The 25,481-nt window shown below is 36.5% G+C and carries 25 protein-coding genes; 5 read left to right on the forward strand and 20 right to left on the reverse strand.

The annotated features are described in order from the left end of the window. Positions 1-107: 107 nt before the first annotated feature. Positions 108-1,964, forward strand: a complete 1,857-nt coding sequence (locus tag CD003_RS13520) for a transglycosylase domain-containing protein (protein ID WP_257008316.1) — start codon at positions 108-110, stop codon at positions 1,962-1,964. 117 nt (positions 1,965-2,081) lie between these two features. On the opposite strand, the gene CD003_RS13525 is transcribed toward CD003_RS13520, so the two are convergent. The 6 genes from CD003_RS13525 to queG all read right to left on the reverse strand — a co-directional run bounded on the left by CD003_RS13525 (position 2,082) and on the right by queG (position 7,081). Continuing rightward, entirely contained in the window at positions 2,082-2,639 is a 558-nt protein-coding gene (locus CD003_RS13525; RefSeq protein WP_096201627.1) for a DUF5366 family protein, read from the reverse strand. Between the two features lie 326 nt (positions 2,640-2,965). Further along, a complete protein-coding gene (locus CD003_RS13530; protein ID WP_096201628.1) occupies positions 2,966-3,277 on the reverse strand; it encodes an antibiotic biosynthesis monooxygenase family protein in 312 nt (103 codons plus the stop codon). 397 nt (positions 3,278-3,674) lie between these two features. Then, entirely contained in the window at positions 3,675-4,148 is a 474-nt protein-coding gene (gene trmL / locus CD003_RS13535) for a tRNA (uridine(34)/cytosine(34)/5-carboxymethylaminomethyluridine(34)-2'-O)-methyltransferase TrmL (RefSeq protein WP_096201629.1), read from the reverse strand. A gap of 146 nt (positions 4,149-4,294) precedes the next feature. Then, positions 4,295-5,182 (reverse strand): amidase domain-containing protein, encoded by an 888-nt coding sequence (locus CD003_RS13540; protein ID WP_096201630.1) that lies wholly within the window; start codon positions 5,180-5,182, stop codon positions 4,295-4,297. Positions 5,183-5,366: 184 nt separating this feature from the next. Further along, positions 5,367-5,897: a methylated-DNA--[protein]-cysteine S-methyltransferase gene (locus CD003_RS13545; RefSeq protein ID WP_096201631.1), complete on the reverse strand. Its 531-nt coding sequence runs from the start codon at positions 5,895-5,897 to the stop codon at positions 5,367-5,369. A gap of 50 nt (positions 5,898-5,947) precedes the next feature. After that, positions 5,948-7,081 carry a tRNA epoxyqueuosine(34) reductase QueG gene (gene queG, locus CD003_RS13550; protein ID WP_096201632.1) on the reverse strand — a complete coding sequence of 378 codons (1,134 nt, stop codon included), beginning with the start codon at positions 7,079-7,081 and terminating at the stop codon, positions 5,948-5,950. Positions 7,082-7,192: 111 nt separating this feature from the next. On the opposite strand from queG, the gene CD003_RS13555 reads away from it, so the two are divergent. Continuing rightward, positions 7,193-7,858 carry a B3/B4 domain-containing protein gene (locus CD003_RS13555; RefSeq protein WP_096201633.1) on the forward strand — a complete coding sequence of 222 codons (666 nt, stop codon included), beginning with the start codon at positions 7,193-7,195 and terminating at the stop codon, positions 7,856-7,858. A gap of 137 nt (positions 7,859-7,995) precedes the next feature. Continuing rightward, entirely contained in the window at positions 7,996-8,436 is a 441-nt protein-coding gene (locus CD003_RS13560; RefSeq protein ID WP_096202354.1) for a Dps family protein, read from the forward strand. 88 nt (positions 8,437-8,524) lie between these two features. Here the strand turns inward: CD003_RS13560 and CD003_RS13565 are convergent, their stop codons facing one another. Then, positions 8,525-8,872, reverse strand: coding sequence for a hypothetical protein (locus CD003_RS13565; RefSeq protein WP_096201634.1), 348 nt, complete (start codon positions 8,870-8,872; stop codon positions 8,525-8,527). 31 nt (positions 8,873-8,903) lie between these two features. Between CD003_RS13565 and CD003_RS13570 the strand changes: the two genes are divergently transcribed. Continuing rightward, positions 8,904-9,806: an aldo/keto reductase gene (locus CD003_RS13570; protein WP_096201635.1), complete on the forward strand. Its 903-nt coding sequence runs from the start codon at positions 8,904-8,906 to the stop codon at positions 9,804-9,806. Positions 9,807-9,921: 115 nt separating this feature from the next. After that, complete coding sequence (locus tag CD003_RS13575; RefSeq protein ID WP_096201636.1) at positions 9,922-10,077, forward strand: YjcZ family sporulation protein; 156 nt, start codon at positions 9,922-9,924, stop codon at positions 10,075-10,077. A 354-nt stretch (positions 10,078-10,431) separates the two neighbouring features. Here CD003_RS13575 and lpdA read toward each other — a convergent pair whose 3' ends face one another. The 13 genes from lpdA to pdhA (CD003_RS13635) all read right to left on the reverse strand — a co-directional run bounded on the left by lpdA (position 10,432) and on the right by pdhA (CD003_RS13635) (position 25,376). Beyond that, a complete protein-coding gene (lpdA, locus tag CD003_RS13580; RefSeq protein WP_096201637.1) occupies positions 10,432-11,853 on the reverse strand; it encodes a dihydrolipoyl dehydrogenase in 1,422 nt (473 codons plus the stop codon). Further along, on the reverse strand, positions 11,854-13,119 hold the full coding sequence (locus CD003_RS13585; protein ID WP_096201638.1) for a dihydrolipoamide acetyltransferase family protein: 1,266 nt from the start codon (positions 13,117-13,119) through the stop codon (positions 11,854-11,856). Positions 13,120-13,130: 11 nt separating this feature from the next. Beyond that, entirely contained in the window at positions 13,131-14,159 is a 1,029-nt protein-coding gene (locus CD003_RS13590) for an alpha-ketoacid dehydrogenase subunit beta (protein WP_096201639.1), read from the reverse strand. After that, positions 14,160-15,227: a pyruvate dehydrogenase (acetyl-transferring) E1 component subunit alpha gene (pdhA, locus tag CD003_RS13595; protein WP_096201640.1), complete on the reverse strand. Its 1,068-nt coding sequence runs from the start codon at positions 15,225-15,227 to the stop codon at positions 14,160-14,162. It abuts the gene before it with no gap. Between the two features lie 524 nt (positions 15,228-15,751). Then, a complete protein-coding gene (gene buk / locus CD003_RS13600; protein WP_096201641.1) occupies positions 15,752-16,831 on the reverse strand; it encodes a butyrate kinase in 1,080 nt (359 codons plus the stop codon). A gap of 23 nt (positions 16,832-16,854) precedes the next feature. Then, positions 16,855-17,772 carry a phosphate acyltransferase gene (locus CD003_RS13605; protein ID WP_179295554.1) on the reverse strand — a complete coding sequence of 306 codons (918 nt, stop codon included), beginning with the start codon at positions 17,770-17,772 and terminating at the stop codon, positions 16,855-16,857. A gap of 365 nt (positions 17,773-18,137) precedes the next feature. After that, the gene (locus CD003_RS13610) at positions 18,138-20,513 is read right to left on the reverse strand and encodes a glycoside hydrolase family 31 protein (protein ID WP_096201643.1); all 2,376 of its coding nucleotides are present in this window, start codon (positions 20,511-20,513) and stop codon (positions 18,138-18,140) included. A 271-nt stretch (positions 20,514-20,784) separates the two neighbouring features. Next, complete coding sequence (locus CD003_RS21930) at positions 20,785-20,958, reverse strand: hypothetical protein (RefSeq protein ID WP_179295555.1); 174 nt, start codon at positions 20,956-20,958, stop codon at positions 20,785-20,787. 167 nt (positions 20,959-21,125) lie between these two features. Beyond that, the gene (locus CD003_RS13615) at positions 21,126-21,686 is read right to left on the reverse strand and encodes an FAD-dependent oxidoreductase (protein ID WP_096201644.1); all 561 of its coding nucleotides are present in this window, start codon (positions 21,684-21,686) and stop codon (positions 21,126-21,128) included. A gap of 41 nt (positions 21,687-21,727) precedes the next feature. Further along, a complete protein-coding gene (locus CD003_RS13620; protein WP_096201645.1) occupies positions 21,728-22,354 on the reverse strand; it encodes an FMN-dependent NADH-azoreductase in 627 nt (208 codons plus the stop codon). A gap of 91 nt (positions 22,355-22,445) precedes the next feature. Beyond that, on the reverse strand, positions 22,446-22,880 hold the full coding sequence (locus tag CD003_RS13625; RefSeq protein ID WP_096201646.1) for a MarR family winged helix-turn-helix transcriptional regulator: 435 nt from the start codon (positions 22,878-22,880) through the stop codon (positions 22,446-22,448). A gap of 396 nt (positions 22,881-23,276) precedes the next feature. Next, complete coding sequence (locus CD003_RS13630; RefSeq protein WP_096201647.1) at positions 23,277-24,272, reverse strand: alpha-ketoacid dehydrogenase subunit beta; 996 nt, start codon at positions 24,270-24,272, stop codon at positions 23,277-23,279. Continuing rightward, complete coding sequence (gene pdhA / locus CD003_RS13635) at positions 24,273-25,376, reverse strand: pyruvate dehydrogenase (acetyl-transferring) E1 component subunit alpha (protein ID WP_257008317.1); 1,104 nt, start codon at positions 25,374-25,376, stop codon at positions 24,273-24,275. Positions 25,377-25,481 lie beyond the last annotated feature (105 nt).

The raw sequence follows: 25,481 nt of genomic DNA on the forward strand, positions 1-25,481 counted from the left end.
AATAGAGTTATAGAATGTATTCAATTAGTGTTAAATTAACTGTTTTTATACGAAAATAAATTCTATTTAAACGAGTTCTATAAATAATTAATAAAGAAGGTTTGCTTGTGCGGATTTGGACTGGAGTTATTGTTACAATACTTTTTCTTTGTGGATTTTCATTTGTACTACTACAAGTGACTGCAGAAATGTCTCACGTAAAATCAATTAATCAAGTACTGGATGACCATGTGAAAATTGAGGATGTTCATCTATCCACTAATAGCTATATACTCGATCGTAATAATGAATTAATTTCAGAGATTTATCGGGATTACAACAGAATTTACTTACCAATAGAAGAAATCCCCCCTCTAGTCATACATGCTTTTCTTGCTACTGAAGATAGACGTTTTTTTGAACATAAAGGCTATGATGCATCGGCAATATTTCGAGCTTTCTTTACAAACCTACGAAGTAACTCAATTGAACAAGGAGCTAGTACTGTTACCCAACAGCTAGTTCGCAACTATTATTTAGGTCATGAGCAGACCTATGACCGAAAGTTAAGTGAGCTTCTTTACGCATATCAATTAGAAAAAGTTTATGACAAGGAAGAAATTATTGAATTATATATTAATACAATATTCTTTCAAAATGGCATTTACGGATTTGAAGCAGCAAGTAGATTTTACTTTAATAAGCCAAGCAATGAACTAACACTTGGAGAAATTGCTTTTCTAAGTGCGATCCCAAATAACCCTACTCACTATAACCCGTTAAAGCATAGTGATAGAACGATTGAACGTCAAAAATGGATTCTAAATAAAATGCTTGAAGTCGAAGTTATTTCAAACGAGGAATTCAATCTCGCATTAGAGGAAACAATTGAATTAAGCGTTACTAGAAAAGTAGATATGTATCCTGATTACGTAACCTATATTCATCACGAGTTTACACAGCTAGTGGCAGAAATAGACGGGTTCAATGAAAAATTACGTTCAGCAGCTACTGACGAGTCACGTAATGATATTCAACAAAAACTAACAATTCGTGTTAATGAACTACTAGAGTCTGGAGTAACGATTCACACAGCGTTAGAACCATCTATGCAGCAAAAAGCAATAAGTACAGTAGAAAGATACCTCCCACAAGGCGATATACAAGGTGCTGTTACTGTTATTGACCATCACGCACATGAGATTGTCGCGATTACTGGTGGGAAAGATTATAAAAAGTTTGATTTCCATCGTGGCTTTCAATCATTTAGACAACCAGGCTCATCAATCAAACCACTACTTTCCTATGGTCCCTATTTGGCTGAATATGATGTTCGACTACAAAGCCCTATTAATGCCAACAACTTTTGTAAAAATGGGTATTGTCCTAGAAACTTTGGTGGGGGACAGTACGGTGATGTGACATTAGAGACAGCCTTTAAGCATTCGTATAATACTCCAGCAGTTCGAATACTAGACCGAATTGGGATTGAAAATGGTTTTAGCTATTTAGAGAAGTTTTCTTTCAGTCAAGTAGAGTCAGGAGATTATCGACTCCCAGCTGCTCTTGGTGGCTTCACATACGGAATGTCATCTCTTGAAATGTCCAATGCCTATACAACCTTTGCAAATAATGGACAATTTCAGCCCTCTTACGGAATTCGTAAAGTAACAGACTCCATGGGAGATACCATCTATGAATGGAATCCAACTAGTAAAGAAGTTTGGGACATAGCAACAAACGATAGAATGAGAACCTTGCTGTCAAAAGTTCTCACCGAAGGTACTGGTCGAAATGCAGCAATTTCAGGAGGATATGCTGGAGGAAAAACAGGAACAACCAGCAGTTACCAAGACCTTTGGTTTATTGGTTTAAACGATAACTATACAACTGGAGTTTGGGTCGGGAAAGACAAACCCGCCAGCCTCCAAAACATCTACAGCCAAACCCCTCATTTATCGATATGGAGAGAAATCATGAGGTGAAGAGACAATTTTGAGTTATGAGTTATGAGTTATCAATTACATTAAAAAAAGTAAGCCAACTGGCTTACTTTTTTTGTTTCTATAATTCATCAATCATAAATCATAATTTATAATTCACTAAAGCGGTAAGCTCGCTATGAAGCTATTGTAAAGCTTCAATAGTGCATAGACTACAGTTAAAGTAAATGTAAACCAAAAAAGTATATGGAAGAAAATCATACCAACAGTTCCTACAAACGTTAAAGAGTCACTTACTCTGTATACAAAGTAAATAAAGTAAGTAAACGTACAAATTGCAAAAAGCGCTACGAGTAATGTTATGTTTTGAACAAGAGCTAAAGAAAGAGCACTTGAAATTAAATAAATCCATGAACCAGAACGAATTTTATGTAAATCATTTCCTTCTTCATCCTTTGAGAAAAATAGGAGAGAAATTTCTATCGTCGTATCAGCAATTAATTTTAAAGCAGAAAAAAGCATAAAAAAGAAAAGCCATAATAAAAACAAGAAGGTTAGTTTTATACCACCTTCAGAAAAGAACTCCATCATTCCATCATAAATCCCTAATTCTATTAGTATTCCAACAATATACCCCTCTGTAAATAGGGCAAATGAAATACTAAATAAGACAATTGAAAAAAGCGGGAAATGACTTGTTAAATAGGCATTTTTCATAATAATATTTCGTCTCCCACGTACATCATGTTATATTTTATCTATTATACTGCATCAACTAATTTTACATACCTAAATCATATGAGGCCGCTGAAAAAGTGTGATTTTCACTTATTTCAGCGGCCTTTAAGTAATGCGCGAAGCGTTGCCTCTTTTCAAAAGCGCGCTATGAGTGGTTTTCTCATAGCAAGCGCGCAACGTGCGGAGCCATTACCACTTCTCGAATCGTCTATATTGGACTTTTTCAGTGCCCTCAAATCATATAAGTGTCATTTCTCAAAAAATCAACAGGCATAATACTACGCCTGTTGATTTTTTAGATTATACTATTTCGACATTTGATAAACAACTTCATATGAATTTAATTCACTACTTGAAGCTGGTCCTTTTTCCTTTGATTCACGCTTTTCTTGATGTGCTCTTTTAAAGGAATCACTTTCCACCCATGCTTGGAATGATTCTTTAGAATCCCACTTTGTTAAAACAACTTGCTTTCCATCTTCATTTTCATTATTTAAAAATAGATATTCAATACAACCAGGAACCTTCTTCATATTCTCTGCACTTTTTTCAAAGCGCTGAATCATTACATCCTTACCTTCTTTTGGTACATTCAACTCATTCATAACAACATACATGCATTCTTCCTCCTTTATGTAACTTACCTTCATTATACACAAGCACAGATTCTTCACAAAATGAATAACGTTTTGCATTCACAGCCCAATCATAATACACTATAATAAAGATGGACTATTTTTGGACTAACTATGTAACAAGGGAGGCAGACATTCATGGGCACGTTATTAATTTTAGGTGTTTGTGTGGCGTTTTTATCAGCTATCTTTACTGCTGGTTATGATACTAACCCACGTAAAAATTAAATAAGTAAAATGCGTAGCATCATTTCTTAAAAACAATAAGTGAAGCCACTACTTCCTTTGAGCCTAACAGCAATTACTTTTTGCTGTTAGGCGTGTAGTGCGCGGATCCGTTTTCCCTTTTAAACTTATCTTCACGCCAAAGTCAAATCTCCTACTCTAATCCTTCAAACCCCTGTTGACGTATTGCCTCATAAATTACAATTGCAGCTGTATTTGATAAATTTAAAGAACGAACTTTATCAGTTTGTGGGATCTTTAAGCAAAAATCCTTTCTTTCCTCAAGTATCTCATTCGGTAATCCTGTCGTTTCCCTACCAAATATAAAGAAAATTTCCTTGTCCTTATCACTATAATCAAAGTCACTATAATACTTTGTCCCAACTGTTTCAATAAAGTAAAAGATCCCCTTTTTATACGTAGAAAACAGCTCGTCCATCGAATCATAATAATGAATTTTCACATCTGGCCAGTAGTCACAGCCTGCTCGCTTTAACATCTTATCGTCCGTCGAAAAGCCTAACGGTCGTATTAAATGTAGTTGTGTATTCGTTCCTACACACGTTCTAGCAATATTTCCTGTATTTGCAGGAATTTCAGGTTGATACAATACAATATGTAATCCCAATCTATTACACCTCTATTTCATTTCAATAAGTATTAATTTTACTAAACAATTTCCATATAACAAAATTATTATAGCACTGTTCTTATTAATTGTCGTAGGTCAAAGTAGACATCGAGGTTGTTTCGCAGTGAAACAACCTCGAAAAGCTAGACTATTTGAAAAAATTTATATTTAATATTTGGAGTCCATGCTGTTGAGTCTTCATACTTCCAGTAACGCATTCGGCTATTAGTCGTTTGTGCATTGACTAAAGGCTCTCCATTCGCATCTTTGTCTACGACAATCGTTGTATGTTGCCATCTGCCATCTCCATTAAAATCATAGCAAATCACATCACCTGGAGATAATTCCTTAGCAGAGTGCATTTCCTTTCCTCTTAACCCTGATGTAGCACCACTTAAATACCATCGTAACGAATGTGCCACAGACCAGCTAAAGCTCCAGTTATTATCTCGATACCACCATCCTTTAGAACGATTGGGATACCCTGTCATTGGTGCTCCACCAGCTCGTAAACATTGAGAAATAAAATTTGTACAATTATCCTGAAATTTTCTATACTGTGGATTATAATCATTCCACCAACGTTCTGCATATCTTACAGCTTCTCTTCTATCATAAGTGAATCGCTCTAGTCCCTCTTCAAAATCTTCCCTTTCAATCGTTCCTATTTCCTCGTCATACTCTTTAATAACTTCAATATCATCTTTTAGCTCACCATTCCTGAAAGTTGCTTTACGCTCTTGTTGGTATTCTTCAATATAATGTTGTTCATTTTTTTCTTTAATTAAATGTTGAAAATGAAGCAAATAACTTAACACTGTCTCATTATCAGTATGCTGTTGTGAAATAACCTGACCATTGACAATCGACTTAACAATGTTTGCATTCCTATTTCTACATTGTTTCTTTTTCCGAAGAAGACATTCATGCTCAGCTATATTTACATGCCTACACCTCTCTTCACTTTTATTAACAAACCATTGATTTCGTTCCTCAGCTAATTCTTTAATGATTCGTATATTCTGACTCATTCTGCCCCTCCATTCAATCATACTCATTACAAGATATGTAGATCTCTTCATAAAAAGTAGTCTCCTACAAAAAGAGGAAAAGCTCTAGATTATTCAATAGAACAAAATCCGCAGAGAACTTTTGAAAATTTTTCCTAAAGCAAAAAAGCCAACTCAACTTATTACGTTGAATCAGCTTTTCCTGTTACGATATTTTTTCTAATGCCCCTTCTAAATGAAGAAGCGTTTGCTTTTTATCAAGTCCACCACCATATCCAACCATCGCACCATTGCTGCCAATAACTCTGTGACACGGTATTATAATTGGTAATGGATTTTGGTTATTTGCACCACCAATTGCTCTCACTGCTTTAGGTGCACCTATGTTGAGTGCCACTTGCTTATAAGACTTTGTTTCGCCATATCCGATTTCTTGTAATGCTTTCCAAACTGTTTTTTGAAAATTCGTTCCAATTATATCTAATGGAAGGTCAAAGGAATATCTACCACCTAAAAAGTATTCATTCAGCTGTTGAATGACTGAACTATTTTTTTCAAAGTCTCGAATCATTTCTCCTTTGATTCCATGTTTCTTAAACCTGCCCTTAATTGTTGGAATTGTACATTCAGCCATACCAAAATGAATATGACAAAGCCCTTTTTCTGTGGACACAATCGTTAACTTTCCTATTGGGCTATCCATTTCTTCATAGTATAGAAATGACTGTTTTGTCATCCTACATCCCTTCCTTCCAAATCCTGTTTCCATGTTTCCATTTCATTCAGCTATTCGTCTATTATAGAAAGTCCCTTTTCAATTTCTCTTAGGACTTCTTCGTCTTTTTCTGTAGTCCTAGCTTCGTATAATGCTTCTTTAACCCCTTCACCACCAATAGTTCCAAGCGCCCACGCTGCTGTTCCTCTTATAACTGGTCGTGGATCTTTCTTTAATAGATCTTGAAGTGGGTTGATTGCATTTCTATCTTTATAATGAGCTAAAGCAATTATCGCATTTCTTTGAATTGGTTTCTTTCCTCTCCATGATCCTGATATATGCCCAAATTTCTCTTTAAATTCCCGGTTACTCATGGAAAGTAGTGGAATCAATACCGGTTTTGCTATTTCAGGATCTGGCTCCATTTCTTTATGAAGATGATAGTCCTTTCCCTTATTTTCTGGACAGACCTGTTGACATGTGTCACAACCATATAATCTGTTCCCTAACTTCTTTCGATATTGCTCTGGTAAAAATCCTTTTGTCTGTGTTAAAAAAGCGATGCATTTAGTAGAATCCAATTGTCCCCCTTGGATTAAAGCACCTGTTGGACATGCGTCCACACATCGATTACACGTACCACACTGTTCTGTCACTGGTGTATCTGGAGCAAAAGAAATCGTCGTTATTAGCTCTCCTAAATATACATAGCTTCCGAATTCTGGGGTTATGATGGCGCAATTCTTTCCACTCCAACCTATCCCTGCACGCTCTGCTACTGCCCGGTCTGCTAGTTCACCTGTATCAACCATAGAAGCTACTCTAGCATTTGGGACACGTGAAATGATAAACTCCTCAAGTAATTGAAGCTTCTCTCTCAATACGTGGTGATAGTCCCTACCCCATGAGGCCCGACAAAAAACTCCTCTACGGGATGCTTTCGTACTTTTCGGTGCATCATACATTTTTGAAGGATATGCTAATGCGATTGAAATGATTGATTTAGCCTCTTCTAAAATTTTTTCAGGATGAGTTCTCTTTTCAATATCTGGCTCTTCAAACCCTGATTGATAGCTTAGCTCCTGCTGTGTCTGTAAACGACTTTTTAATTGTATGAAAGGATCTGCACTGGCAAAACCAATTTTATCGATTTCAATACTTTTACTATATGCAACTATCTCTTCTTTTAATTGGGCATTCATCATTTCTTCTCCTCCTTTCACAAAAAATATTTATATTAGTACATAAATATAAATTAAAGGATTGTTCACTTTATATGGTAAAATAATGTCACAAAATTCTAATGAGGTGACACAATGCAAGATGTTTCTATAGGCAGTAAGCTTAAAGAGCTTATCCCTGGCTTCAAAATTGGATTTATTTATTATCATGATATCGTTATCGGAGCATCACCACAAATGTTAAAAGGAAGACTCCTTTTCTTTCAAGAAGAATTAGCTCTAACGCTACAGGACAAAGAACTGGCAAGTTTTAATGGGATTAATACTTGGCGCTCTATTTTTAAGAAGGTTGGTACGGATCCAGCTCGCTATCGTCCTTCCTCAGAAGCGTTATACCGACGAATAAAAAAAGGTCATACATTAGCTCCAATAAACTCAGCAGTAGACTTAAATAACTTCTTCTCATTAAAATACGAAATACCTTTTGGAATTTATAATCTTGATAAGATAACAGCACCTATTGAGGTACGTATTGGTTCGGAAAACGACCAGTATCTTGGTATCAATGAGCGAACAAATGATATGACTAACAAAATAGTATCAGCAGATGACAAAGGAGCATTTGGAAGTCCAATAGTTGATTCCCGAAAAACAATGGTCACTGATGAAACAACGTCTGCCTTACATATCGTCTATTTACAGCACACTATGGACGCTGTCGAAGCAAATGAATTATTGACTTCTGTTGCGAAAATGTTCACAGATGTACATGGTGGAAATTACAATATTTTGTTAAAATAAACCTATAGATTAAATGTAGCGTTATTCTCCCTACATGTTTACCTATAACCTTTTATGAAAAGTTGATTATACCATGTTTAACAATGCTTAATTAAGGTAAAAGTAAATTGAAAGTAATGGAAGGAAAGGTGATTATGATGAGTCAAGAAAAAGTATCTACAGTCATTAACAAACAAATCGCAAACTGGAGTGTTTTATTCACAAAGCTTCACAACTATCACTGGTATGTAAAAGGTCCTGCTTTCTTCACTTTACATGACAAATTCGAAGAGCTTTATAATGAAGCGGCTTTACACATTGATGAATTAGCAGAACGTTTACTTGCTTTAAAAGGAACACCTGTTGCAACTCTTAAAGAGTTTTTAGAGACTGCATCAGTTCAAGAAGCAAAAGGTGGAGAAACAGCTGATGATATGGTAGGTGAAATTGTTAAAGACTTCGATACAATGATTGAAGAACTAAAAGATGGTATGGAAGCTGCTGACTCTCTTGGAGATGAAACAACAGCAGACATGCTATTAGCTATCCATCAATCATTAGAAAAACACAACTGGATGCTACGCTCATTCCTAAAATAGAAAACAACTCGTTTTCTATTTGGACAAGCTACACAACTAACAAATGCCCCTCAGGATTTTTAATAATCCTAAGGGGCATTTTTATATCCTACTTACGCTCATATGAAAATTCACTCGTCGTAATTGTCAACTGTTCAACTGTTCCTACCATCTCCTGCATTCCTCCAGAAATTTGATTAAGAACAGAAGATACAAATTCTAACTCATCTTCAAGCATAATATTTTTTTCTTTATTGTTTTGCATATTATCTACTATGTTTTCAAAGTATTGATTAATCTCACGAATGCCATTTGTCCCCTCATCAATACCATTATGAATTAGATGAATTGAATTTGAAACATTAGATACTTGTTTAGTTGTCGTTTCACAGTATAGAACTATAGTCCCTACCTCTTTATATATTTGAAAGCTAATGAAAGTAATATTAAGATACATAATAGAAGGTTTTATTAGGAGGTTGGTTGAAATGAACAAACAACAAATTGGAGATTCAAGTTTATATGTAAGTGAAATCGGACTTGGATGCATGTCACTCGGTACCGATGAAGAAAATGCAAAAAAAATTATCGATACAGCTATTTCTAATGAAATTAATTATTTAGACACTGCCGATTTATATGATCAAGGTGTAAACGAGGAGCTTATCGGTAAAGCAATCAAAGGGAAGAGAAATGACGTGATCCTTGCAACTAAAGTTGGAAATCGTTTTGAACGAGGAAAGGATGGATGGGAATGGGATCCTTCAAAGACGTATATCAAATCTGCTGTAAAAGAAAGTCTCCGACGTTTACAAACAGATTATATTGATTTGTATCAGCTTCATGGTGGTACGATAGACGATCCAATCGATGAAATCATAGAAGCATTTGAAGAATTAAAAGAAGAAGGTATTATTCGCTATTATGGAATCTCGTCCATCCGTCCAAATGTTATAAAGCAATTTTGTAAGCAATCCTCTATAATCAGTGTCATGATGCAGTACAGCATTCTTGACCGACGGCCTGAAGAGCTATTTACATTCCTTAAAGAACATAATGTAAGTGTTTTAGCTAGAGGTCCTGTCGCAAAAGGAATATTGACTGATAAATCAAGTAATAGGCTAGGTAAAGACTATCTATCTTATTCTTCCCAAGAATTAAAAAACATTAGTTCAAGCATTAAAAACATTAGTAATAAGCATTCCCTTACATCAACTGCTCTACATTACTGTCTACACGATGAAGTTGTCGCCGCTGCAGTTGTTGGTGCAAGCTCAATAGAACAAATTGAAAAGAACATCAATGCTATTAACACGCTTACACTTGCTGACGATGAGTTAAACAAAATTAAAGAAATATCGAAAGCTTCTCTTTACGAGCAGCACAGGTAAATTTCTCATAGGCAGTTGACCAAATTAAATAAAATTAGGATAGATGCCTAACCATATGACGTAGTTCTACATAGACTTATAGTGTAGCTACTAAAAAAAGGAGGCATCCATTATTATGACATTCTATGGAGCACCACAACAATTTCACGGGTATCAAGGGTACACTGGTTTTCAAGGTTATCCAACTTACTCAGGAAAGGGAAGTAGCTTTACTTTAATTGTTGTACTATTCATCCTACTAATCGTAGTAGGCTCTGCATATGGTAAATAAGTCCCGATAATATATCGTTTAATAGGCCTCAGCAGATTGCTGGGGCCCCTTTTGTAATGAGTAAGTTGGTTAGGAAACAAAGCCATTTGTAGCTACTCTGTGTAGCTTTTTTTAGTCAATTGAGGGGAATACATAAAGAGCCGTCCTTCAAATTAGAAGAACGGCTTTACATCCAACAAAGACCGCTTTGCGGTTTTTGTTCCATAATATTTATAAGTGATTCTTATTTAAAAGAAAGTATAAAACTGTTGGTAGCTTATCCAAAGAAGGGCAATGGCGTCGCACACTACGCGTCCAGCGGGAAGGACACCCACTGGACTTAAAAGATGTAGTGGCTTTGCTCATTGGATTTATTTATTTCTTCGCTGGAGGGCTGTGGATTGCTTGATCCGACAATCCTTCAACTGCTTCTAAAAATGCTTCATTAAAGCTTGGGTGAGGATATAATGGGAATGTTAAGTCCTCATCACGTCCTACCATTTCTAATGCAACTGTACCTGTACTAATCATTTCAACTGCACCAGCACCAATTGCATGGAAACCAAGTAACATATCTGTTTTGCTATCTTTGATCACTTTTACGAAACCATCTTTTTCGCCAGTAATCATCGCATAGCCGTTTCCACCAAGTGCAAATTGACCAGTTTTCACTTCATAGCCAGCTTCTTTAGCTTCTTTTTCTGTTAAGCCTACTGTCGCAATTGGAGGGACAGTATGTACAACAATCGGTAAGAATGTAAGATCTACTTCACTAGCTTCTCCTGCAATTGTTTCTGCAGCAACTTTACCTTGCTTGATTGCTTTAATAGCAAGTGATTCTCCTTCAGTCGTATCACCGATAGCAAAGATATTATCTTTTGACGTTTTCATTGTAACATCCGTTACAACATATCCAGCTTCAGATACATCTACACCAATGCGGTCTAATCCTAATGAAGAGATATTTGGTTGATTTTTTGTTGAAAGGAAAGCGTGCGTTCCTGAAACAGTTTCAGCATCCTCACCTTTTTTACAAACAAACTCAACTCCAGTATCACTACCAGAAATCGTCTCAATTGTATGGCCTCTAAGAACTTTAATTTTTGATTTCTTTAACAGACGCTTTAACTCTCTGTTAATTGAGTCATCAAAGTTAAAGTCATCTTTCGCATCATCAAGAACGATTGTTACTTTCGCTCCAAGATAATGATAGCTAGATGCTACTTCTAATGAAAGATAGTCACTTCCATAGACAACTAAGTGTTCCGGTACTTCTGATAAGCTGTAAATTTCATGAGATAAAAGAATACGCTCATGAGATACATCTAAAGGACCCTCAGCAACTGGAGTCGCACCTGTTGCGATAATCGCATGCTTAAATTGAATAATATCAAAGTTATGACCTTCTTCTACTCCAATACGCACTTCAGAGATAAAAGAAGCTGCTCCCTTTAAAATTTCAATTTTATTTGCTTGGCATAAAGATTCTACACCTTTACGTAAGTTTGTAACTACTTTCTCTTTGTATGAAGAAAGCTTACCGAAATCAAAAGATGATTCTTTAGTTGAAATTCCAATATCCTCAAGCTTCGATAATGTTGAAAGTTGTTTTGCCGCATGAGTGTGAACTTTTGATGGAATACAACCTTTGTTTAGACAAACTCCACCCATATCAGCTTTCTCTACAAGTGTTACTTGCAAACCTAATTGAGCTGCACGGATCGCCGCATTGTAACCACCCGGCCCACCACCGATAATGACCAAGTCGCGCTCTTGTACGATATCACCTACAACCATTTATACCAACTCCAATAATAGCTTTTTCGGATTTTCGATTAGATCCACGAAACGATTTGTAAATGCTACAGCCGTTGCTCCGTCAGCTACACGGTGGTCAAAGCCCATTGACATTGTCATCATTGAACGAATCGCAATTTCATCATTCTCGATAACAACTGGCATTTTCTTCGTTTTATGGAAAGCAATGATTCCAGTTTCAGGGTGATTAATGATTGGAGTTGCTCCAATACTTCCAAGTGGTCCAACATTACTAATTGTAAATGTTCCACCCTTCATTTCATTACCTGATAACTCACCAGCGATTGCCTTCTTCGTTAATTCTTTCATTTCATCATTAATTTGTTTTAATGACTTTTGGTTTACATTGTGAAGAACTGGTACAACTAATCCGTCTTCAGTATCTGTAGCTAAACCGATATTGTAATCCTTCTCTAGCTTAATCACTTCATTTACTTCATCTAGTTTCGCATTGAATACTGGGAAGTCTTTCAATGCAATAGCAATTGCTTTAATGAAGAATGATACAACTGAAATATTTACGCCAGTTTCCTTTAATTCACTTCTGAACGCTAGTAAGTTCGTTAAATCAGCTTCTTCAAAGTGAGTAACGTGTGGAATTGTAAATGCTGATTGCGTCATCTTCTTCGCAATTTGTTTTCTTCTTCCACGGAACGGAATTGTTTCTACTTCTCCTGCAGTTACAGGTGCTGTTGGCGCTGACACTGATGGTTTTGCCGTAGTTGTTGCTGTCTTCTCAGTTGCTACTTCTTGTGCAGGAGCTGCTTGTTCACCGTTAATAAAACGTTGAACATCCTCATCGGTTACGCGTCCTGCTGGGCCTGTACCAGCAACTTGCTCAATATCTACACCATTTTCTCTTGCAATTTTACGAGTATATGGTGCAGCAAGAACTCTACCTGATCTTGAAGCTGGTGCTTCTACCTTTTTCGTATCTGTAACTGGCCCTTTATTCTTCTCCTCTGATGGTGCTTCTGAAGCCGCTACTGGAGCAGGTGCTGCAGCACTACCTTCTGCTTCAACAATTAACAAAGTTGTTCCTACTGATACAGTTTCTCCAGTAGGGATAATAATTTCTTTTATCGTACCAGCCGAAGGTGACGGAAGTTCAGCAACCATCTTATCTGTTTGTACTTCAACAAGTGGTTGGTCCACTTTAACTGTATCTCCTACTTTTACAAAGTAATGGATAATTTCGCCTTCTGTCATTCCTTCACCGATATCATGAAGCTTTACTTCTACCATTTTTTCCCCTCCTAAAACTCTACTACTTTCTTAATTGCATGCATTACTCTTTTTGGTGTTGGCATATAGTGATCCTCTAATGCGAAGAACGGTACTGGTACATCGTAACCTGTTACACGTTCGATTGGTGCTTTTAAGTATAAGAATGACGTATCATTAATAACTGATGCGATGTCATTGCTTAAACCACCAGTTTCATGTGCTTCATGAACGATTACGACACGACCTGTTTTTTGTACTGATTCAGCGATGATGTCTTTATCTAATGGGTAAAGTGTACGTAAATCAATTACATCACACTTAACTCCTTGCTTCTCATATTCCTCAGCTGCCTTAAGTGCTACAGGCATCATTGCTCCCCAAGAAATAAGTGTTACGTCTTCACCTTGTTTTACATACTTACCTTTACCAATTTCAACTGTGTATTTTCCTTCTGGAACCATTTCACGAGTTGCACGGTAAGTTCTCATTGACTCTAAGAATAGTACTGGATCCGGATCCTCAATTGCAGCAATTAAAAGTCCTTTAGCATCATATGGTGTTGATGGACAAACAACTTTAATTCCTGGCATATGAGTGAATAAAGCTTCCGTACTATCTGAATGAACTTCAGGTGCTCTAATCCCTGCACCATAAGGAGCACGAATTACCATAGGAACTGTGTAATGCCCCATCGTTCTCATACGAATTCTTGTTACGTGAGTCATAATTTGCTCATAAGCTGGATAAATGAAACCTAAGAATTGCATTTCAACAATTGGCTTAAATCCATTAACTGCCATACCTACTGATGTACCAACAATACCAGCTTCACTTAATGGTGTATCGACCACTCGATCCTCACCAAATAATTCCTGTAAACCGTCGGTAGCACGGAATACCCCTCCGTTTTTACCGATATCTTCACCTAGTAAAAGAACACTTTCATCTTCTTGTAGCATTGTTCTTAAACCATCCGTTACTGCTTGAACAAGCGTCAATGAGTTTTCTTTTCCTTGAGATTTCACATTTTTCAACTCCTTTTCCTTTTGAGCCAACATTTAAGCCTCACCTCGTAGCATTTGGAACTCTTCTTTTTGCTTTTTAATTGTCCACGTTGGTTCAGCAAATACATGATCAAATAAATCGTTAGTATCTGGTTTAGGGAATTTCTCCATATCTTCTACAGCTTTTTGAATTTCTTGCTCTAATTCTCCCATGATCTTGTTAACCCATTCTTCATCCCAGAAACCGTTCTCTTTCATAAAACGTTCTAATCTTCCAACTGGGTCTTTCTTTTCACGAGAATTCTCATATTTTTCTTGGTCACGATATTTCGTTGGGTCATCTGCTGTAGTATGTGCACCAAAGCGTTGTGTAACAGACTCAATTAATGTTGGACCTTCACCATCACGAGCTCTTTCTAATGCTTTCTTAACCGTGAAATAAACTGCAAAAATATCGTTACCATCAACACGCTCGCCTGGCATACCATATGCTACGCTCTTTTGAGCTACTGTTTCTGAGTTCATTTGTTTTGTAATTGGTACTGAAATTGCATACCCATTGTTTTGGTTAAAAAATACAGCTGGTGCTTTGAATACACTCGCAAAGTTTAACCCTTCATGGAAGTCACCTTCAGATGTTGCACCATCTCCAAAGTAAGCAATTGCTGCGTTTTTTGTACCTTTACGCTTTTCAGCTAAAGCAGCACCTGCAGCATGTGGTAATTGTGTTGCAATTGGTACAGCTGGAGGGAAAATATTCTTTCCTTCAGGTGGTACACAACCTTCAATACGACCATTCCAGTATAGGTACGTTCTTGCCATATTAGCACCGAACGTTAGCGTAGCTCCATGATCACGATATGTTGGGAACAACCAGTCGTTTTCTCCTAAAGCTAGCGCGCTTCCTACTTGTGAAGCTTCTTGTCCTTCAAAAGGAGCATATGTCCCTAAACGTCCTTGACGTTGTAAAGCAATCGCCTTTCTATCAAAGGTACGAATTCTCATCATGTTAAAATAAAAATGTTTAACAAGCTCTTCAGTTAACTCTGATTTAAAATCGTCGGAAACTAACTTTCCTTCTTCATCAACGATTTGAAAAATTGGGTAATCCTTTTCACTCATGCTTGTTCACCTCTCATTGAATATTTATCTTTTTAATATCTCTCTTACAAACCTTTTACATACAGTCACCATCTAGCAGTTTTACAGTCATTTTATGCATATAGTAATTTAAATAGATAATATTTTACTAGTTTAACTATTGTGATGTTTTTCTAAAATTCAAAATTATCTCTCTTTTACCACTTTAACATACTAAAAAGCGTCACTGTATATCTGGTTTAACACTGTAAAATTTAGAGACTTTACAGTATAAAAGCGATAAAGTAAACGCTTACAACGCGTGCATAAAAATACCTCCAAAACGGTCATACAGCTAGACTTTTCTTCTTGAGGGTAACATAGTTATAATCTTAATATAACAAACTTATCATCTATTTTATAAATTATCAACTACTTTCTCACGTTAAAGTAACTCAAGTATAGTAATAAGTACGTTAAACGCAAAAAGTTCTTTTTTTCTAAAAATACAGACTATTAACTAAGGAAAAATGACACCACAATTGATGTCATTTTAGGGATTTTTTTCAATTGGGATTTTGGTAGTAATTCCCTTCTTCTTCACCAGATAATACCCTTAAGGCACCAAACGCTAACGCTTCTAACTCCTCTTCCCCGGGTTGAACAAAAACAGGTGCCAAAAATTGTATTTTCTTTCTAAGGCGATTAATAATAAACTCTGAGTAACTAACTCCGCCTGTTAGTATAATTCCATCTATTTCACCATTTACTACAGTAGACATTGCCCCAATCTCTTTTGCTAATTGATATATCATTCCCTCAAGTATTTTTTGAGCGTGTATATCACCTTGTATAGCTCGCTCTTCAGCCTCTATTACACTTTTTGTTCCGAGGTACGCGTATAGGCCACCTTCCTTTGTTACTTTGCTTATCATTTCTTTTTCCGTGAATTGACCTGAATAGCAAAGGTGTATAAGCTCTTTAGATGGCAGACCTCCAGCTCGCTCAGGTGAATATGGCCCCTCATTGTTCCCATTGTTTACATCAATAATCCTGCCTTTTTCCATAGCTGCGATAGATATACCTCCACCTATGTGAGCAACTATAAAGTTAAAACACTCATATGGTCTACCTATTGTATTTGCTACTTTTCTTGAGACCGCCTTTATATTCAACGCATGGAGATGGCTTTTCCGTTCAAGCTCAGGAATACCAGAAAGTCTCGCCATATCTGTAAGCTCATCTACAACAATCGGATCGACAATAAAAGCTGCTATCCCAACACTACTTGCCAAATCATAAGCTATGATTGCCCCTAGATTAGAAGCATGTTCTCCATACTTTGCTGTTTCTAAGTCATGAATCATTTCGTTATTTACAATATACGTACCACTCTTTAATGGAGATAAGAACCCACCACGCCCAACAATCCCATCAAATTCTTCTAATAAATGGCCTTCATGGACCAGTAATTTCTCTAACTGCTGCATCCGATAGCCCTTCTGTTCTATTACTGAAGAAAAACCAGCTAACTCCTCATCTTTATGGCGAATTGTCTCATTTAAAATGATGATTTCTCCATGATAAATTGCCAGCTTGGTAGAAGTGGAACCAGGATTTATCGCTAATATTTTTAATGCATTCATGTTAGTATTTTCCTCTCTGCCGTTTATGATTCAACTAATTGATTGGAAACTGCCGTAGTCGCAAGAGCAATTGAAGCTAGTTTCGCTAACGATGAGTCAGATCTCGAGTTTAAAATTAATGGTACTCTAGCTCCTAAGACAATTCCCGCCATTGTACCACCAGCATAATACGTAATCGCTTTTCCTAATATATTACCAGCCTCGATAGTGGGAACGACCAACAAATCCGCCTCCCCGTCCACTTTACTTTCAATCCCTTTGTGGTGTAGTGACTTTTTGCTTATCGCTAAATCTAACGGTAGCGGGCCGTCAATTATTGCATTAGGATACTTACTAGATAACGTCTTTACGAGTTGAGAGCTATCCTGAGTCACAGGCATCTTTTCATTAATTCTTTCATTTGCAGATAAAAGAACGACTTTTGGTTCCGCTAACCCTAAATCTGTTAAAAACTCAATTCCATTTGAAACAATGGCTTCTCTCTCTTTTTTATTTGGAGCAATATTAAGCCCACCATCAGTCATATACGTTAGGTGGTCAACACCTGGTATTTCAAATGCAGACAAATGACTTAATAATTTATCAGTGCGTAATTTAAAATCAGGGTGCAGTACTCCCCTTAGAAATGGGGTACTATTTACTAACCCTTTCATAATAATCTCTGTCTTACCTTGTTCAGCAAGACTTGCTGCTAAGAGCGTCATTTCTTCTTCTGACTCTGTATGATGTATTTCATAAGAACTAATATCAAACTCTAGCTCCCTTGCAATTTCTTCAATTTGAACTTTGAATCCTATAAAGAACGGAGTAATCATGCCCAAATCAACAGCATCTTTCACTGCCTTCATTACATCTTCATCATGTGCTGCAGCAATACTTATGTTTACAGGAGTCCCCTTCTGCGCTTCTTTAATTACTTGTTTAAAGTTTGCATACCTCATATTCATCTCTCCATTAAATTAATTCTCTTTTGACTTATCTTACTGTACCTCCTTAAGCCTTTGCTATGAGATTTATCACACTAAAAAAATACAAGATTCATAGTTTAAAAAGTAAATCTACGGGTAATAATAGTTAGTATAAAAGAGATTAATATAAGATGACTTACATATAAAACAAATAAAAGGAGGACTTAGATATGAGTTTACAGGAGTACATAGCTAATATTAATAAGATGTTAGAAGAGGCTAAGGAGCAACTCTCTCAATCAGCAGAGCTAGACGATTATTGTAATTCATAAACTAAGCACTTACGTTCCTGTATATAAAAAATCCCCTAGAAGAGTCTAATTCTAGGGGATTTCTTTTTATATTACATCAATTGTCAATTTACCTATTTTCGTATCTTTATCATAATCAATCAATGTAATTTCCTTTCCATTTATTCTGACACTCGTCACTTCTTCTAACTGATGAATAACTAATTTCCATTCTTTCCATGATGGAGTGAAGGTTGTGTTTACATTCTCAAGTGTAATTTCAACACTTTGTTTAGAAGCTATACAACGAATCGTACTTTCGAACGACTTTCCTTTTTCATAATCAAAGGTCTTGCCATCATCTTCATAGAAATGATAACTTATTTCTTCACCCTGTTTTGGATATATATGAATCGTTACTTTCTTATCTGGGACCTCAGTTGAACGCTTAACTGAACCATGTGGAAGAATAGCACCTTCCTTCACGAAAATTGGTAATGTTTCAATGTCTGCATTTATGAGATGATGTTGCTTTCCTGTAAGCTTTTCATCGGTCCAGTAATTAACCCAGTTACCTTCAGGCAAGTAAACAACACGGTGAAAAGTATCTGGCGTTAAAATCGGTGCAACAATAACTTGCTCACCAACCATGAATTGATCAGATAAGTTAAATGTATTTTCATCTGTTGGGTATTCCATTACTAGTGGTCGCATAACTGGTACACCTGTTTTACTTGCTTCTTTAAAAAGTGTATAGAGGTGTGGCATCCAAACATACCTTTGTTCAATATATTTTTTTACGTTTTTCTCTACTTCTTCTCCAAATGACCAAGGCTCTTGTCTTACTGTATCTAGTGCACTATGATTTCTAAAATAAGGGGTAAACGTACCAAACTGTGTCCAACGTGCTAATAGCTGCCCTGTAGCATCATGAGCAAAGCCTCCTACATCAGGACCACAGAACGGAACACCTGACATCCCCAGGTTCATACACATCGGCAGTGCCATTTGCAAATGCTCCCAGAAGCTTCGGTTATCACCCGTCCAAACTGTTCCATAACGTTGAACACCAGCATAACCAGCACGTGTTAATAGAAATGGACGCTTTCCGTTTAACTGTTTTTTCAACCCTTCGTACGTGGATTCGCCCATAAAAAATCCATATACATTATGTAGCTCACGATGTGTTTTTGGTTGGCCATCGTTTCCATGCATCACTTTTACATCCATTGTTTTTGTTTCGTTAAACACAGCAGGCTCGTTCATGTCATTCCAAATGCCCTCTATTCCTAACTCAGTATAAAATTTATGCTTCTCTCCCCACCATTTTCGCACATGTGTATTAGTGAAATCAGGGAAAGCACTGTTACCAGGCCACACCTCACCAAAGTAAATATTTCCTTCGATATATTTACAGAAGTTATCCTTCTGAATTCCCTCTTGATAGATTGAATACTCAGGATCCTCTTTCACACCAGGATCTACAATCGGCACAACATGAATTCCTATATTCTGTAAATCTCGAATAAGAGCTTCTGGATTAGGAAAACGCTCTTCATCAAATGTAAACACACGATACCCGTCCATATAATGAATATCTAAGTATACAGCATCAATAGGAATTTCTTTTTCAAGAAATTGACTTACAAGTTCACGTACTTCCTTCTCCGTTTCATAGCTATAGCGTGATTGATGATAGCCAAGAGCCCACTTAGGAGGAAGAGGCATTCTACCTGTAATCGTAGTATATTGTTCAAGCACGTCTTTTGGACTTGGACCTAGAAAGACATAATAATCTATCTGACCACCTTCAGCCCAAAATGAGTACATTTCCGTAGATGTTTTCATATCAAATGCTGTTTTAAACGTGTTATCAAAGAAAATTCCGTGTGCTTTTCCATCCCTCACCGTCATAAAGTATGGAATTGATTGATATAATGCATCAATTTCAGGATTATGTGGTGCAAATACATCCGAGTTCCACATCGTCATTTTCTCCCCACGTTTATCAAGAAAACTCGTCTTCTCTCCAAATCCATAGAAGTGGTCATCCTCGTCCATTTCTTTAAAACATATTACTTCCTTCTTTTCATTAAAGCCCATCCCGTGCTCATTCTCACTTACTAATAGCCTACAAGCATCATTATATATTGAAATTCGTAGAGGAGACTTTGTTACTGAAAGCTTTAATTTTTTACTATGAATTTCGACTAAACCTTTGTCTTCTTGAATAGAAAAGCCAATACTCTCTGGTTCTTTAATTACGGCAAAACTCGTAGCTAACGATGGCTTTTCTTTTGGGTTCATGATAATACGTACAATGTCAGCACGAATAAAGAAAATTGTAACAAACCCATTCTCACATACAATCTGAACGGACTGATTTTCTTTTTTATACGAAACTAATGCTCCAACATCCTGATAATTAGTTCCTTTAAGCTGCTTTTTCTTTCCTGGGTGTATGGCGAAGCTTGAATCTTCCATTGCAGTTCCTCCAATCACATCACTTACATAGTAATTTACACATAGTGTATTCGATTACCTTGTTAAATAATTACTTTAGAAAAGAAAAGAGGCTAGGACAAAAGATTCTTTTGACCTTTTGTCCTAGCCTCGAAGCGATTAGCGGAGTCTCTACATCTTTTAAAAGGCTTGAAAGGAGTGATTTTCTCCTTTCAAGGCGCGTAGTGAACGGAGTCATTGCATCCTCTATTGAAGACTTGTGTCCCAACCTTTATTAGCTTGAATGCTAGTTTTATTTGTCAGAATATACTTCTTCAAATATTCCTACTACATCTTCAACTGTTAGTGAATGCGTACCTGCTAAGACCCCCGATTCACCCCCACCGATACGAATCGTTTCTTCTGCCATTAGGCGAATGTCGCTAAGGTTTATACCTACATTTTCAAGCGTATCATATCCATTCAATTCCTTAAACCAATGAACAACCGCTTCAATTGTTTTTTCTGCAGCCTGTTCATCGTGTTCAGCACTATCACAGCTATGTGTAAGATATCAAATTCAACTACAAGAGTAAAATAACATGTTTTTTACAATTCAAAAGGAGAGTAGATCACTACTCTCCTTTTGAACGATTATTTTAAAATGTCATGGTCAACATAACGTTCTCCATTAAGCTGACTAACTACATTAAATGCAACCTTTGCTCCATCACCAGCAGTAATGATTGTGTGAACACTAACTCCTGCTACTGTACCCGCTGCCCAAATTCCTTCAACATTAGTTTTACCTTCAGAATCTACATCAATTACAGTCTTTATTCTTGGTTCACTACCATCTTTCGTACTAACTCCTACTGATTCTGCTAGATTAACTGCAACACCAGTAGCTATAATTACATGCTTTGCTTCGTACGATTGGTCTTCTGTTTCTACTTTAAATCCACCGTCTGTTTTTGAAATTGATTCAACAGTTGTCTCTACTAATTCAGAACCAAACTTAGTTGCTTGTTTCTTCCCTGTTTCAAGTAAATCAGGACCTGAAACTTCCATTACTCCATAATGATTTTCTACCCAAGCTCTTGCTGTCATGCTTTTGTTATTATCAACTAATAAAGTCTTCTTTCCTGCCTTTGCAGTAATAAGTGCAGCACTTGCCCCAGCAGGACCTGCGCCAATAATTGCGATATCGTACATAAACTAACACTCCTTTTTCTTAATAAAGTGAGATACTATAATTAAAACTTAGCAGCTACTTTTGCTGCAGTTTGTAACCCTTCTTCAATAATTGCTTCTGCTTTATCAGGGAACTGATTATGACCTTCAATAATTACATCCGTTGTCTCTTGAACTCCCCAGAAGTTAAACATAGTTTTCACAAAATTTACTGCCATTTCTGCAGATTGAGCAGGACCTTCTGAGTACACTCCACCTCTTGCATTTAATAGAGCAACCTGTTTATCAGGTATTAGACCGACTGGACCTTCAGCTGTATATCGGAATGTCTTACCAGCTTGAGCTAAATAGTCTAAATAAGTGTGTAATACAGCAGGCACCGTAAAGTTCCATAGCGGGAATGCAATTACTACCTTATCTGCTTCAAGGAATTGATTTAAATATTTTATTACTAAATCAGTTGCTTCCTTCTCTGAAGAAGTTAAATCTATCCCATTAGCAAGCTTATACATACCATTAATCTTATCTGTATCATAGTAAGGTAGATTTTCTTTAAATAAATCAAGTTCAGTTACAGTATCTTCAGGGTGTGATTCTTTATAACTTTCAAGAAAAGCTTGATAAAGCTTTACACTCACCGCTTGTTCAATTGGTCTTGAATTAGCTTTAATAAATAATACATATGCCATTAAAAATACCTCCAGTAATATAATTAAGTTGTTATAGCAACCTTATAGCTCCATTAAGTTGTCATAGCAACTAAAATAGATAAATGTCCAATTATCTATTAGTTTGGACATTTATATTAATTTTTGAAAGAATTCGTTCTAATTCATCTAACTCTTCTTTTGAAATACCATTACAAACTACCTCATTAAACTCTTCTGCGATAGGAATTATTTCTTCACCAAGTTCTTTACCACTTGGAGTAAGATAGAGTCTTACAGAACGACGATCATCTTGACAATTGCTTCTTCTAATGAAGCCTTTTTTCTCAAGACTAGAAGCCATTCTTGCAATATTCGTCTTATCCTTAGCAAGCTTTTCTACAAGTTGATTCTGAGTCAAGCCATCCTTTTCCCAAAGAAGCATCATAATCAAATTCTGCTCTGGAGCCAGATTGAATTCAGCTAACTTACTTTTAATAAAGCTAGTAAGGAACAAATCTGTTTTATGAATTTTAATACTTATATAGTCTTGTAAAGATAATTTCAAATGAATCCCTCTCTAAAAATAGTTGCTATACATACTATTTATATGGTTTAGTATAATTAATGGCAATACCGTTGTCAATTAATAAGACTCTCGTAGTGTTTTCTGTTTTTTTAATTACCTAGTTCCACTGTTTTATAAAAGCAAAAAAACCTCTAAGCAATAACTTTATCGGAAATAAAATTAGTTCAGGTATGAAAAATAGTACATCTAGGACCCAATCCCATTTCCCTTCCTTCCTATTTTTCCTTTTCATTATCTCACCCCAACAGATGATTTATTCTCCAGAATAAGCTCAATACTACCTAATTATATTACCATTTATAGGTTATTTTAAATAAAAAAGAGCCTCAGCAATATCCTGAAACTCTTACTTTTAAACAAAATTTATTTAAAAATTTAAAAATGAACAACCTTTTGAATTCCTTTTTGGATACGAGCAGCTGTCGGTATATAATGTTTCTCTAATGCCCAAAAAGGTACATGAACATCTGCCCCAGTTACCCGCTCTACTGGTGCTTTCATATATAAGAATGACGTGTCATTGATAATAGATACAATATCGTTTCCAAGGCCACCCGTTGACTGTGCCTCATGAACGATAACACAGCGTCCTGTTTTTTGAACTGATTCTGCAATTATGTCTTTATCAATTGGGTACAATGTACGTAAATCGATTACATCGCAAGATACTCCACCTTTTTCCGCCTCTTCGGCAGCTTTTATCGCAATTGGCATCATCGCACCCCATGCGATAATAGTTACATCTTCGCCTTCTTTTACTTTTTCTCCTTTTCCAATTTCAATAGTATACTTCCCTTCTGGAACATCCCCACGTACTGAACGATAAGAATGAAGTGCTTCTAAAAACAATACCGGGTCAGGGTCTTCAATCGCTGAAATTAATAAACCCTTTGCATCATGGGGAGTTGATGGACAAACAACTTTAATTCCCGGCATATGAGTAAATAAAGCCTCCACACTATCAGAGTGAATTTCCGGAGCACGTACACCAGCTCCATAAGGGGCACGAATTACCATAGGAACTGTAAATTCTCCTAATGAACGATAACGCATACGTGTTGCATGAGTCATTATTTGTTCGTAGGCAGGATAAATAAAGCCAGCAAATTGTATTTCAGCAATTGGCTTCATTCCATTCATCGCCATTCCGATCGATGTACCAATAATGCCTGCTTCACTTAATGGCGTATCAAATACTCGCTCCTCACCAAACTCTGCTTGAAGTCCATCAGTTGCACGAAATACGCCCCCATTCTGTCCAACATCTTCACCTAAAATGATTACTTCTTCCTGTTCTTGAAGCATTACACGCATACCATCTGTAATTGCTTGAATAAATGTTAGCTGTTTCGTCTTTGCCATCGTTACCATTTATACTTCACCTCGCAAATGCTTTAAGTACTGTTCCTTTTGCTCTTTGATAGTCCAAGTAGACTCTTCAAACATATAATCATAGATATGATTTATATCAGGTGGTGGCATCGTTTCCATTTCTTTAACCGCAGCGTCCACTTCTTTTGTCGATTCATCTTGTACTTGTTGTGCGTAAGCTTCTTCCCAGTACCCGTACTCTTTCATGAATAATTCTAGGCGTGTAATTGGGTCATTTTCTCTCCGCTTTTCACTTTCATCCTGGTCACGATATTTACTAGGGTCATCTGCCGTTGTATGCGCACCATATCTCCAAGTCATCGCTTCAATAAGAGTTGGACCCTCACCATTACGAGCACGCTCCACTGCCTTCTTCGTTTCAAAATAAACAGCAAAGATATCATTACCATCAATTCGAACACCAGGAATTTCATAAGCAACTGACTTTTGTGCAATCGTACTTGAATTCATTTGCTTCCAGATTGGCAGTGAAATAGCATAATTATTGTTCTGATTAAAAAATACAACAGGTGCTTTAAAGACACTAGCGAAATTTAACCCTTCATGGAAATCACCTTCAGATGTAGCTCCATCACCAAAGTAAGAAATAGCTACTTGACCAGTACCTCGTTTCTTCGCTGCCATTGCCGCACCTGTTGCTAATGGTAATTGAGTCGCAATCGGAACAGATGGAGGTAAAATCTTCTTTCCTTTAGGTGGTACATTCCCCTCTACTCTTCCATTCCATGAAGATAAAATAGAATAAGAGTTTCCAAATGTAATACTTGCAGCATGGTCTCTATAGGTAGGAAACATCCAATCATTTTCATCTAATGCATAGGCACTACCAACCTGAGCTGCCTCTTGCCCTTCAAATGGAGGATATGTACCAAGACGTCCCTGACGCTGAAGACTTTTTGCTTTCCGATCGAATATTCTCATACAAACTAACTGACGGTAGAACTTTTTAACTAACTCCTCAGAGATAGCGCTTTTATATAAATCTGTGACAAACTTACCTTGATTATCAATAACTTGAATGATAGGAAATTGAGTATTATAATCTGTACTATTTGTAGCCGGTCGAATTTTTGTTTCAGTCAATTCAAACACCCCTTCGTAATCAAAAGAAAGAATTTTCAAAACCTTGTGATTACAAATAGTAATACAAATAAAAAATTCTCGCAAATACCTAATTTAAAGCTTTTA

Origin of the sequence: Bacillus sp. FJAT-45350 (assembly GCF_002335805.1) — a bacterium.
Lineage (GTDB): Bacteria > Bacillota > Bacilli > Bacillales > NISU01 > FJAT-45350.